A 336-nucleotide genomic window follows, 5' to 3' on the forward strand; every position below is an offset into this window, starting at 1 on the left:
AAATCAGGCACAGTACGCTTCGTAGACGGGCGTCATAGCTTGAATAAAAAACCGAACTTGGTTATTAAATAAAAAGTGCAATCGGCTCGTTCAGAATCGCAGGGCATTGGAACTCTCGACCTTGAAGCGCTTTTTGCTTCGAGTGAGAGAGTGAAATGACCGGAGATTCTAGCCGCTGGAACCGGATTAAATAAAAAGCGTAAGCAGCTCGCTCAGAATCGCAGAGCATTGGAGCTCTCAGCCATTCTAGCTACTGAAACTATGTTAAATAAAAGCGAAGACAAATTTTCTTGTCTTCGCTTCTTGTATTTGTGTTTCAACGTATTGATTAAAACT

The 336-nt window shown here is 42.0% G+C and carries 1 protein-coding gene; it reads left to right on the plus strand.

The annotated features are described in order from the left end of the window. Window positions 1-72 (plus strand): hypothetical protein (locus MR113_RS27585; protein WP_242257501.1); only part of this gene is annotated, 72 nt, incomplete at its 5' end. Window positions 73-336 lie beyond the last annotated feature (264 nt).

The sequence above is a fragment of the Bacillus cereus group sp. BfR-BA-01379 genome (assembly GCF_022663605.1).
GTDB classification, from domain to species: domain Bacteria; phylum Bacillota; class Bacilli; order Bacillales; family Bacillaceae_G; genus Bacillus_A; species Bacillus_A mobilis.